Genomic DNA, 11,748 nt, shown 5'->3' with positions numbered 1-11,748 from the left:
GGTGTTCGGTGTTCGGCGTTTGTCCCAATTACCAATTACCAATTACCCATTTCCCAGTCCCCAGTCCCCAATCCCCAGTCCCATTACCTAATTCTTCACCTCTTCCTCCTCCTGGAGTTGCTCAAAGGTACCCCAAGAAAAAGAGGTATTTTGCTCGATAAAATTCTTAGCAGCGTTGATTAGGTAATCATAATAGGTACGAGCCACAATCGATAGCTGCTTCCCAGAAGGGTAAACTATGTACCAAGTACGCTTAATGGGAAAGTGCTCTACATCCAAAATGCTGAACTCTGAAGAGTCAGAAGTTAAGGTATGACGAGATAATACAGAAATTCCCAAGCCACCTGCGATCGCTTGTTTAATTGCCTCATTGCTGCCCAATTCTAATTTAACTTTCACTGTTAATTCATGCTTATCAAACAGGCTTTGGATAGCACGACGAGTTCCTGAACCAGGTTCTCGCATAATAAAAGCTTCTTGGGCTAGGCGTTCGATGGGAATATTTTTCTCTTTTGCTAGTGGATGATTAACAGGAGCAAAAACCACCAAGGGATTATCCAAAAATGGTTGGCAATTCACATCAATATTTTCTGGGACTTGGCTCATAATATACAAGTCATCCAGATTATTAATCATGCGCTCCAAAATCCGCTCGTGGTTTGTTACTTGCAGCGAGATATCTATGCCCGGATAAAGTTGACAAAAAGGCCCCAACAAACGCGGTACAAAATATTTTGCAGTTGTAATTACTGCTAATTTTAATTGACCCTGTTTTAGCCCTTTTAAGTCTGCTACTTTCATTTCAAATTGGGCTATGGTTTCAAAAATCTGCCGACAAGTAGCAAACAATTCTCGTCCTGCTTCGGTTAAATATAGGCGCTTCCCAACCTGCTCAAATAAAGGCAATCCGACCGATTTTGTTAATTGCTTGATTTGCATGGAAACGGTAGGCTGGGTGAGGAACAATTCCTCAGCTGCACGAGTAAAACTACCGTGTCGTGCTGCCGCCTCGAACACCTTCAACTGGTGTAGCGTCGCTTGGTTCAAGGGTAATTCTCCTCTAATAGCGATACATAGATATTAATCTAGTATCACTGAACACTTGCATTAGCGATAGCATTGGTCATACAAAAATTATGATTCATAAGTATAGATACTACTCTATGAATTCTATTACGAGATAGATCTTTTCCTATTAGAGTGGAACAGTTATTATCAAAACAACAAAGCAAAGCGTAAGATGCCTTCCAGCTCAAGATGAATGCTGAATACTGAATCCTGAATGTGGATCGCCTACAATCCATAATTCCTAATTCATCATTCACCATTCATCATTCTTCTAATTCTTCTAAAACTTTGACGGGTAACTGAGCCAAATCTGGCAACTGCAGGCGTTCAATTTCGGCAACTTGCTCTTTAATATTAATGGGTAAGTTGATTGGTTGACGTTCCTCTATCCAGCAACTTGCTAATGGTAATGTCTGCTCTAATTCATCTAACGGACGAGGAATTACCATCACGGCATTCAACTCCCCAATGCGTTCTGCTTCGTACATTCCTGCTTCTACTGCTACTGCAACATTGGCTACAGAACCACGAATAATAGCTGTACACAAACCTGCACCAATTTTTTCATAAGCTGCCAAATGTACATCAGCTGATTTCAGCATGGCATCGCAAGCTCCTACCATCGCAGGAAATCCTCGCGTTTCCACCAAACCCACGGCTTGGTTACTCAAACGGCTGTAATTACCATCCTCCATAATTTTACTGAGCTTGGAGGTAATAGGCAACACTATATCTAAATTGGGGTAAGGACGGGGAATAACTAAGCTGGAGACCAATTGACCAAACTGTTCCGCAGTTTGGACACCAGCTTCTACAGCCAATCGGACATCGGCAATCCCACCTCGGACAATTGCCGTACAATGACCGCCACCAATTTTTTCATAGCCAACTAAATGAACCCCTGCTGATTTCAGCATCATATCGGCTGTTCCCACGATCGCGGGAAAACTCAGCGTAGATACCATACCCAAAGCAGTATCCTTGAGGCTATCTCGACGGCGGGTGTCCTTAATAGTGCTAAGAGCTTTTTGATTAGATGTTTCCATGTGAAGTCTCCGGATACTCACAGACAGGATAAAGGCTAAAGGCTAAAGGATGAAAATATATAATCATTAAACTCCTGAATTAGCAGGAATTTCATCCTTCATACTTCAGATGACATCTTACAATTAACACTTATTCAGACTGCTCGTCAGAGATGGGTTCATTTAGAGATTGTCGGTGGGGAAAGAGTGTAACTAACAGCCTTTGAATACTTCCCGTACCATAAATCTGAGTCCCAAAAGTGTTGGGTGATTCGGTAGCAGGTTGAGTTGATTGTGACTCTTGGCTGCTTTCTGGTGAGGCTTCTGCGGCTGCTTCTAGCTCAGAACTCCCCAATGATGGGTTTTCTTCTAAAGCCGGAGACTCATTTGACAAATTACTAGCAGGTTGAGTTTCAGAACTAGATTGGTGTTGTAACTCCAGGTAAAATCCACCAGAGAGAGTAGTAGAGGAGGTAGTTGTTTCCCCATTGCTACCTTGTTCCTTGTTCCTTCGCCTCCCAATCAGAGTTTTTTGTTCTCTCAACCCCTGCGTATTTGTAGAAACATTACTTGCTGATGGTTCCGGTGTAATACCACCAATATGCCGACTACTATCTCCCAAAATTGAACCAGGCGGAATTACTTGTCCTGGTGCAACTGAACAGTGAAATACTGTGGTTGCTGAACCAATACAAGCATTTGTTCCGATTTTACCTTGACCAACCATGAGAAAACCGGCTCCCAAGTTTGCTCCTGCTTCTACTTCTAGGGTTCCTTCATCAATTTGCAGAATCGACCCCATGCCAATACAGACTCCTGGGCCTATGATGATTTTGCCGTTTGCAGCCGCTTGGAGTATCACCCCAGGTGCAAGTACTGCACTTGGATGAATAGTCACCTCGCCACTAATGTAAGAGTCAAAGTTGTTGCTGAGGCGCAGTGGCGGCACAGACATGGAAATTCTAACCTCGGAAGCCGGAAAATTAGGAAATAAAGAAGATATGAGTTTAAAGGATGTAGTCTCCTCAAAAGTGGCTAACCACAAGCTACTTCATCCTTTAGACTTCATCCTTCCTAGCTATGGGCGTTGGATAATTGTCTCCAATACCCGGCGCTTGGCTTTGGGGTCAATACCAATGAGGCGCACATATTCTCCGGCGTATTCAGCGAGGGCTGCTTCTATAGCTGCGATCGCATCTCTTTCAGAATTGGCTTGAATGGGGCCTGTGCTTGTCCAGGAACCAGTGCGGAAGCGTCTTTGATCTACATGTTCAACGCTAATTTTATACCCAGCACCTAGTAATTGCCGTAGTTGATCGATGACTTCTCCACTCAAACGGGTGCTAGTTGCGGTGGCTGTAGCTGTGGCTGTAGGCGCACTGCTAGTAAAAGATTTTGTGCTGCTAGATGGACTAACCTGACCGTTGGGACGTTGGATAATGCTTTCCAATACCCGACGTTTAGCTTTGGGGTCAATACCAATTAACCGGACATACTCACCTTGATGGCTGCTGATACAATCTTCTAAAGCCGCAATCACTTCATTGGTGGAGGTAGAGTTAATGGGACTACAGCTTTGCCAAGAACCGGTGCGGAAGCGGCGCTCATCTACATGTTCTGTACCAATTTTGTAACCACCTGCTAACAGCTGACGGATTTGTTCTACTGTTTCTGTGTTTAGTCCGCCACCAGAACCGTTACCGTTACTATTGGCTTTGTAGCTACCATTAGAGGAATTATTAGGAGCCTTAAAGGTAGAAGGTGCTGAAACAGCGCCATCTGGGCGTTGGATAATGGTTTCGAGGACACGTCTTCTGCCATTATCGATGCCAAATAATCTCACATACTCACCAGCATGATCTGCCAAACAAGTTTCTAATGCTGAGATGGCTTCACCAATTGATCTAGCATTGATTGGCTGACAGCTAGTCCAAGAACCAGTACGGAAACGTCTTTGATCCACGTGTTCTGTACCGATTTTGTATCCTTGTTGTAACAAATAGCGTACTTGCTCTATTGTTTCTGCACTCAAACTACCGCTTGCCACTTCACTACTCCTTTCTAGCTCTAAAACAGTAATGCCATTACCTGTAGAAGATTTTTTTATTTGATCCCGAATGGGTGTAATACATTTACTATCTGCAACGCACAAATATCCAGCTCGCAGTGCCTGATTAATTCCCACTACATGATGGGTAAATTCCTGATCCTGCGATTGGACATCTGGTAAACGGTCAGCTTGTTGCTGAGTAGTAATGATTGCTCCCGAAGGTACATACTTACCAGGGGGAATTTCTACGTCTTGAATTAAAGCGTGCATCATCACGATGCAACCTGCACCCACCCTGGCATTAAATACCGTAGAGCGAAAGCCTATAAAAGAATTATCACCAACATAAGCAGGCCCGTGAATCAGGGCCATATGGGTAATAGAAGCATTTTTACCAATCCATACCGAGTATTCTTCTTGGTCATCACCAATTACTCGGCCTTGCTCCAACCCATGAATTACGACACCATCTTGAATATTAGTATTTTCACCAATGAAAAAAGGTGTACCTTCATCCGCTCTAATCGAAGTCCCCGGAGCAACGATTACGTTGGCACCTATTCGCACGTCTCCAATTACCTTGGAAAAAGAATGTACAAATGTGCTTTCATGGATTGTTGGCTCAGCTAAGTTCCTCGACCACGGGGTTGGGGGTGCCACCGTGCTGCTGACTGCCATTGCGAGATTCCTCCTAAAATTGTCAGTTGTCCTTTGTCAGTTGTCCTTTGTCAGTTGTCAGTTGTCCTTTGTCAGTTGTCATCTCTTACAAAGTTCTGGTCGGAGGAAACCTCCGCTCAACGCCAGTTCGTTCAAGTCGGGAGACCCCTTCGGGTGAATCCTTCGGATACGCTACGCGAGCGGTAGTCCACTCGGCGGCACAGCCGCACGTGTGGCTGCACTCACCGCCACACGACTGGCTCGACTTTGCGCTTTGTCCTTTGTCATATTTTTGGGACTAATGAACTGTAACTAATGAACAATGACCAATGACTAATGACCAATGACTAATGACTAACGGTATTGGTCTTTTTTGCTGTAAATGAGACGATCTTCAACATGAATAGTATCAATTATCGCCACCACTGCTGCATCTAACGGACGATTTTCGTTTCCAGGAACTTGACGAGCTGCGCTACCACGACTGAACAGTACCCATTCGTCTACTCCTGCACCTACAATATCTGCTGCTACTTCGTATTTTTGCAGGAGGTTTCCTTCTTCATCTACTAATTGCAACAACAGTAGTTTCACACCTCGAAGACTTGGTTCTTTTTGCGTGCTAACTACTGTGCCACGGACTTTAGCAATTTGCATTACAAATTATGGTCTTCTGCCGAAAGGACGAATGGCGTTGACATTTTCCCGGAACTGCTCTACATCCTCTGTATAACGAATTGGCAGGACATACTCTAAGTTTTCGTGAGGACGAGCAATGATATGGGTAGACAGTACTTGTCCGCCGTTAACTCGCTTTACAGATTCTACGCCTGCGGCAACTGAGGCTTGAACTTCGGAAACATCTCCCCGAACGATAACTGTGACGCGACCGCTACCAATTTTTTCGTAGCCTACTAAGGTAACGCGAGCTGCTTTCACCATCGCATCTGCGGCTTCTACTACTGCGGGAAAGCCCAGCGTTTCTACCATTCCTACTGCAATCGACATTAGTTTTAATCCTTAATGACAGTTTTTCACTCTGGACAACAAAAGCACTCAAGAAGGCAACCCCGTTAATCTATTTTATTAATGGGTTTTTAAGTGCGGAACTGTTCTACGGCTTCTGTATACCGAATCGGTAATACATATTCGAGGTTTTCATGGGGACGGGCAATGATGTGAGTTGATACTACTTCCCCACCATTTACTCTTCTGGCTGCTTCTACCCCAGCGGCAACTGAGGCTTGCACTTCCGATACGTCGCCCCGCACAATTACTGTGACTCGTGCGCTACCAATTTTTTCATATCCTACTAATGTTACACGGGCGGCCTTCACCATCGCATCAGCAGCTTCTACTACTGCGGGGAAGCCCTTGGTTTCAATCATTCCAACTGCAATTGGCATCGCAGAACTCCTACAAAATTAATCCAATCAGTACTGAGCTTTGAAATTTTTGACGGGGAAGCTCATCTTGAGCTAAGAAAACACTTCCAAAATAAGCATAGGAAAGCTTGGCGTTCCTGGCAATATAAATCACTATAATAGTTTATAATAAAATTGTTTAAGAAAACTTAACAAAAATTAATGCTGTCATTTAGTTGATGAAATTTTACGGATTGCTAGAGCGGTCAATTAAGCTTTATAATTTTTTAATTACATTTGTCAAACTTCTATTAATAAAGTTTGTAATTTCTTCTCAAGAGATTTGAAAAGAGCCTATAACCTTTGCCAGTAATGCTTTTGGTGGATTTATCTATTGTCTCCAAGCTAGAGGCTAAAAGGCTGATAAGTTTTACTAATAATACATATAAATTGAAAATGTAAAAGTAAGAATTCCCATCCTACAAGTCAACTGTAGTTTAGGAATTAAATATTTTTATTCTGTTATATTCACTTTTGCTAGCGATCTAATGGCAAGCTAATTAGAGAAAATATATTTAATAAAACTGGTTTTAAAACAAGGCATTCCATACTGAGTCGTCAAAGGAAATTTAAATGGATCATTTTCTCTACATTACAAGTTGGTTTGTGCCTTTTTATGGTTTAATAGGTGCTATTTTGACCTTGCCCTGGGCCATGGGAATTATTCGGCGAACAGGGCCAAGACCAGCAGCATACTTCAACTTGTTGACGACCATTGCCGCATTTATCCATAGCCTGTTGATATTTCAAAATATCTGGGATAAAGAGCCAGAAACAGTGATAATTAACTGGTTCAAAGTCGCAGATTTAGATTTATCCTTTGCCTTAGACATTTCCCCCGTGAGTGTTGGGGCAACGGTGCTGATTACAGGGTTAAGTTTCTTAGCACAAACTTATGCCCTAGGCTATATGGAAAAAGACTGGGCGTTGGCGCGGTTTTTTGGGCTGATCGGATTTTTCGAGGCGGCGCTGAGTGGTTTAGCCATTAGTGATTCTCTATTTCTCAGCTATGCCCTGTTGGAAGTGCTCACGCTTTCCACATATTTGCTGGTGGGATTTTGGTATGCACAACCCTTAGTAGTGACTGCAGCGCGGGACGCATTTTGGACAAAAAGGGTCGGAGACTTGTTACTGCTGATGGGGGTAGTGACCCTTTCTTGCCTAGCTGGTAGTTTGAACTTTTCTGATTTATCTGAATGGGCACAAACAGCCAGCTTAGATCCAGTCACTTCTGCATTATTAGGATTAGCTTTAATTGCTGGGCCTGCTGGTAAATGTGCTCAATTCCCTCTGCATCTGTGGTTAGATGAAGCGATGGAAGGGCCTAACCCTGCTTCTATACTGCGGAACTCATTGGTGGTAGCAGGTGGTGCTTATGTGCTATATAAAATGCAGCCTTTGTTGGCACTGTCTCCGGTGGCGTTGAATGCCTTGGTAATTATGGGTACGGTGACAGCAATTGGTGCAACATTAGTGTCCTTAGCACAAATTGATATCAAGCGGGCACTATCTCATTCCACTAGTGCATACATGGGCTTGGTATTTTTGGCAATGGGTTTACAGCAAGGAGGTGTAGCCTTGATGTTGCTGTTAACTCATGCGATCGCTAAAGCTCTATTATTCATGAGTTCGGGTTCGATTATCTCTACTACCCACACCCAAAACCTTACAGAGATGGGTGGTTTATGGTCAAGGATGCCAGCTACAACCACTGCCTTTGTTGTCGGTTCAGCAGGGATGGTGACACTACTACCACTAGGTAGCTTTTGGGCAATGCTGGCTTGGGCTGATGGCTTTGTGAATATTAGCCCTTGGGTAATTGGTGTATTGGTGATAGTTAATGGCTTAACAGCACTCAATTTAACTAGAGTATTTAGGTATATTTTCTGGGGTACACCCCAACAAAAAACCCGCCGTGCGCCTGAAATAGGTTGGCAAATGGCATTCCCAATGGTCACACTGACCATCTTTACTCTGTTATTACCCGTAATGCTACAGCAATGGTACTTACTTCCTAGTTGGGAAAGCATTAACTGGTATGTAGTAGCGATATTACTTTCCTCAACCTTAGTCGGGGTAGCAATCGGCTCGGTAATGTATCTAGACAAAGCATGGTCAAGGTCAAGAATCCTAGCATGGAGATTTATCCAAGACTTGTTGGGTTACGACTTCTACATTGACCAAGTGTATAAAGTCACTGTAGTTAGTGCCGTAGCCATCCTATCGAAAATTTCCGCATGGAGCGATCGCTATTTGATCGATGGCTTAGTCAACTTGGTGGGATTTGCTGCCATCCTCAGCGGGCAAGGTTTAAAATACAGCATTTCTGGACAATCCCAAGGTTATATGCTGACTATACTCTTCGTGGTCAGTGTCTTGGGCTTTTTCATTAGCTGGTCATTAGGACTACTGGATAAGTTGCCTTTTTAGTCATTTGTCAATAGGCAATAATCATTTATCGCCGCTGCTTGCTCTTCCTCTCTGCCCTCCTTCCTCATATCCTTAAATAGTTCTGTGTATGCTGAGTGCGTTGATTTTAGTGCCATTAATTGGTGCTGTTGTAATTAGCTTATGGCCCCCGGGGGTAAATGGTAAAAACTCCCGTGGGATAGCCTTTGTAATTGCCAGTATCGCCTTTGTCTGGTCGATAATTTTAGCAATTCAATTTAATCCTGGAGAAGTTAGTCAACAGTTTGTAGAATTCTTACCTTGGGTAGATGCCTTAGGTTTAAATTATAATTTAGGGGTGGATGGCTTATCTCTGCCTTTGCTGGTTTTAAACGGCTTGTTAACTTGCATTGCCATCTACAGCAGTGATGAATCTCTGCAACGTCCGAGATTATATTACTCTTTAATACTGCTGCTAAGTGCTGGGGTAACTGGCGCTTTTATCGCCCAGGATTTACTGCTATTTTTCCTATTTTACGAAGTTGAACTCATACCCCTATATCTGTTGATTGCAATTTGGGGTGGTGAAAAACGGGGTTATGCAGCTACAAAATTCCTGATTTATACTGCACTTTCAGGAATTTTGATTTTAGCCAGCTTCTTAGGTCTAGTTTGGCTGAGTGGTGCGCCTAACTTTGCTCTCGGTTCTTTGAATGCCACGACAATACCATTAGCTACCCAACTTTTGTTACTAGCCGGAATTTTAATTGGTTTTGGCATTAAGATTCCTCTAGTTCCCTTCCATACATGGTTGCCAGATGCTCACGTGGAAGCTTCCACACCCATTTCTGTGCTATTGGCTGGGGTATTGTTGAAATTAGGAACTTATGGCTTACTGCGGTTTGGCATGAACTTATTGCCAGAAGCTTGGACTTATTTAGCTCCCTGGTTAGCGAGTTGGGCTGTAGTCAGTGTACTTTATGGTGCATCTTGCGCGATCGCCCAAAAAGATATGAAAAAAATGGTGGCATATAGTTCCATTGGACACATGGGCTATATCCTTTTAGGGGCGGCAGCAGCTACACAGTTAAGCATTTTAGGCACCGTTATGCAGATGATCAGCCACGGCTTGATTTCAGCACTGCTGTTTTTACTGGTAGGGATTGTCTATAAAAAAGCTGGTAGCCGTAACTTAGATGTCATCCGGGGGCTACTCAATCCAGAACGAGGTATGCCTGTAATTGGTAGCTTAATGGTTTTAGGAGTGATGGCTAGTGCGGGAATCCCAGGAATGATCGGATTTATTTCCGAATTTGTCATCTTCCGGGGTAGTTTCCCAGCTTTTCCCGTGCAGACCTTGTTATGTATGATTGGTACAGGTTTGACTGCCGTGTACTTCTTAATCCTGGTGAATAAAGCCTTTTTTGGACGCTTATCCGAGCAAGTTGTCAATCTACCAAGGGTATATTGGAGCGATCGCCTACCATCGATAGTATTAGCTGTAGTGATTGTAATTTTTGGTATCCAACCCTCTTGGTTAGCGCGCTGGACTGAACCAACAATCACAGCAATGGTGAATACACAAAACACCGTAGTCACTGTGGCTTTGGATCATCAAAGCAAAAATTAAAATACCAAATTGGGTTTGTAGTCTTGCATCATCTTGACTGCAAACTCAATCATGTAAGTAGGGCGTTGCATTTAAAGATAACTAGTCAGGGCTATCATTTGTTCTTTGTCTTTTGTAATTAGTAAGTTTTTACAGCCTATTGATGTTGATTTATACCGACTTATTTATTTTATAGGTGATGAATTATTAACAATTGATAAAAGCAGATAAAAATTACTTAATTTCCCCATTTTAATAAAAAATCAAGCTTGAAAAAATCATATTTTAAATTACTAGGAGAAACTGCCAATGGTCACTATCAAAAAGAAACCATATAACAACCCTTTGGGTGAGTTTATCAAGCGTTTGCAAACAGGAGAAGCACTACTTACCGATAGCCCACAGAACGTTTTAGAAGTAGTTGGCATTCTGAAAAGCTATGGCGTAGTTTTAGATGCTTACTCCAATAATCTCATCTACATTGCTGAACATCAATTTTTAGTATTTTTCCCATTTTTTAAATACTTTAATGGTGAATTTAGTTGGCAAAAATTATTTCGTCATTGGTGGCATGACAGAATTAATTTTGAATATGCCGAATATTGTATGAAGTCCATGATGTGGCACGGTGGCGGTGGACTGGACGCATATTTAGATACAAAAGAATTTCAAGCAGCCGCCCAAGCTGTAATTGCGGCTAAATTTAAAAACAATCCTTTAGTTATGGCAATGCACCAACTGTTTCCCGATTTCTTAATTGAACAGTTGCGTGTTTCTGCATATTACAGTGGTTTGGGGCAATTTTGGCGGGTAATGGCTGATATCTTCCTGACTTTATCAGACCTATATGACCAAGGAAAAATCACAACCATTCCCCAAGTTGTAGAACATATTAAAGCAGGTTTAGTTGCTGATGCCAGCAAGCCAATTACTTACGCAGTCAAAATTGATAACAAAGTTTATGAACTCCTGCCGAAGAAACTTGGTTTAACCTTTTTAGCAGATACAGCAATACCTTATGTAGAAGCTGTTTTCTTCCGGGGAACGCCTTTCTCTGGCACAGTTACATATAATGCCCAAGCATATCAAATTCCCCCCGATCAATCGCGCTTTCAATATGGTGCATTATATGCAGATCCTTTACCTATTGGTAGCGCGGGCATTCCTCCCACTTTATTAATGCAGGATATGCGGCATTATTTGCCAGAGTATTTGCATGAAGTATATCGCCGCAGTCGTCGGGGTGAAGATGATTTGTTAGTGCAAATTTGTATTACTTTCCAAAAGTCAATGTTCTGTGTAACTACAGCTACGATTTTGGGATTAATGCCTTATTCATTAGATAGCGAAGATCCATCAGAACAACAAGCTAATCAAGTCTATTTAGAAAAGTGGATGGAACGTTTCCAAACTTCTCGCTTGTTAGAAGTTAATAAATGAAAAACTCCACCCTCTTGTGGGTGGAGTTTTTGGGCATAGGACATAGGAAAAAGTTACTGTGTCCCGCCACAAACCCGAAGCGATGGT

General features: G+C 42.6%; 10 protein-coding genes. 3 read left to right on the top strand and 7 right to left on the bottom strand.

Annotation, left to right across the window (positions count from 1 at the left end; translation table 11 throughout):
* Positions 1–87 precede the first annotated feature (87 nt).
* The 7 genes from AACU25_RS04220 to AACU25_RS04190 all read right to left on the bottom strand — a co-directional run bounded on the left by AACU25_RS04220 (position 88) and on the right by AACU25_RS04190 (position 6,206).
* Positions 88–1,047: a LysR family transcriptional regulator gene (locus tag AACU25_RS04220; RefSeq protein ID WP_096574051.1), complete on the bottom strand. Its 960-nt coding sequence runs from the start codon at positions 1,045–1,047 to the stop codon at positions 88–90.
* Between the two features lie 284 nt (positions 1,048–1,331).
* Positions 1,332–2,114 carry a beta-carboxysome assembly protein CcmO gene (locus AACU25_RS04215; RefSeq protein WP_096574050.1) on the bottom strand — a complete coding sequence of 261 codons (783 nt, stop codon included), beginning with the start codon at positions 2,112–2,114 and terminating at the stop codon, positions 1,332–1,334.
* Between the two features lie 130 nt (positions 2,115–2,244).
* Complete coding sequence (locus AACU25_RS04210) at positions 2,245–3,048, bottom strand: beta-carboxysome scaffolding protein CcmN (RefSeq protein WP_096574049.1); 804 nt, start codon at positions 3,046–3,048, stop codon at positions 2,245–2,247.
* 123 nt (positions 3,049–3,171) lie between these two features.
* Positions 3,172–4,821, bottom strand: a complete 1,650-nt coding sequence (locus tag AACU25_RS04205) for a beta-carboxysome scaffolding protein CcmM (RefSeq protein WP_096574048.1) — start codon at positions 4,819–4,821, stop codon at positions 3,172–3,174.
* Positions 4,822–5,154: 333 nt separating this feature from the next.
* Positions 5,155–5,457 carry a beta-carboxysome shell vertex protein CcmL gene (locus tag AACU25_RS04200; protein ID WP_045871876.1) on the bottom strand — a complete coding sequence of 101 codons (303 nt, stop codon included), beginning with the start codon at positions 5,455–5,457 and terminating at the stop codon, positions 5,155–5,157.
* Positions 5,458–5,463: 6 nt separating this feature from the next.
* Entirely contained in the window at positions 5,464–5,808 is a 345-nt protein-coding gene (locus AACU25_RS04195) for a carbon dioxide-concentrating mechanism protein CcmK (RefSeq protein ID WP_010995041.1), read from the bottom strand.
* 89 nt (positions 5,809–5,897) lie between these two features.
* On the bottom strand, positions 5,898–6,206 hold the full coding sequence (locus tag AACU25_RS04190; protein ID WP_009457333.1) for a carbon dioxide-concentrating mechanism protein CcmK: 309 nt from the start codon (positions 6,204–6,206) through the stop codon (positions 5,898–5,900).
* Positions 6,207–6,797: 591 nt separating this feature from the next.
* Between AACU25_RS04190 and AACU25_RS04185 the strand changes: the two genes are divergently transcribed.
* The 3 genes from AACU25_RS04185 (at position 6,798) to AACU25_RS04175 (ending at position 11,661) form a co-directional block, all read left to right on the top strand.
* On the top strand, positions 6,798–8,654 hold the full coding sequence (locus AACU25_RS04185; RefSeq protein WP_096574047.1) for an NAD(P)H-quinone oxidoreductase subunit F: 1,857 nt from the start codon (positions 6,798–6,800) through the stop codon (positions 8,652–8,654).
* Between the two features lie 88 nt (positions 8,655–8,742).
* On the top strand, positions 8,743–10,242 hold the full coding sequence (locus AACU25_RS04180) for an NADH-quinone oxidoreductase subunit M (RefSeq protein WP_096574046.1): 1,500 nt from the start codon (positions 8,743–8,745) through the stop codon (positions 10,240–10,242).
* A 288-nt stretch (positions 10,243–10,530) separates the two neighbouring features.
* Positions 10,531–11,661, top strand: a complete 1,131-nt coding sequence (locus AACU25_RS04175) for a CO2 hydration protein (RefSeq protein ID WP_096574045.1) — start codon at positions 10,531–10,533, stop codon at positions 11,659–11,661.
* Positions 11,662–11,748: the final 87 nt, after the last annotated feature.

The organism is Tolypothrix tenuis PCC 7101 (assembly GCF_963874875.1).
Classification (GTDB): domain Bacteria; phylum Cyanobacteriota; class Cyanobacteriia; order Cyanobacteriales; family Nostocaceae; genus Aulosira; species Aulosira tenue.
Note: the sequence above shows the minus strand (reverse complement) of the source record. Positions and strands in the feature narration are given on the sequence as shown.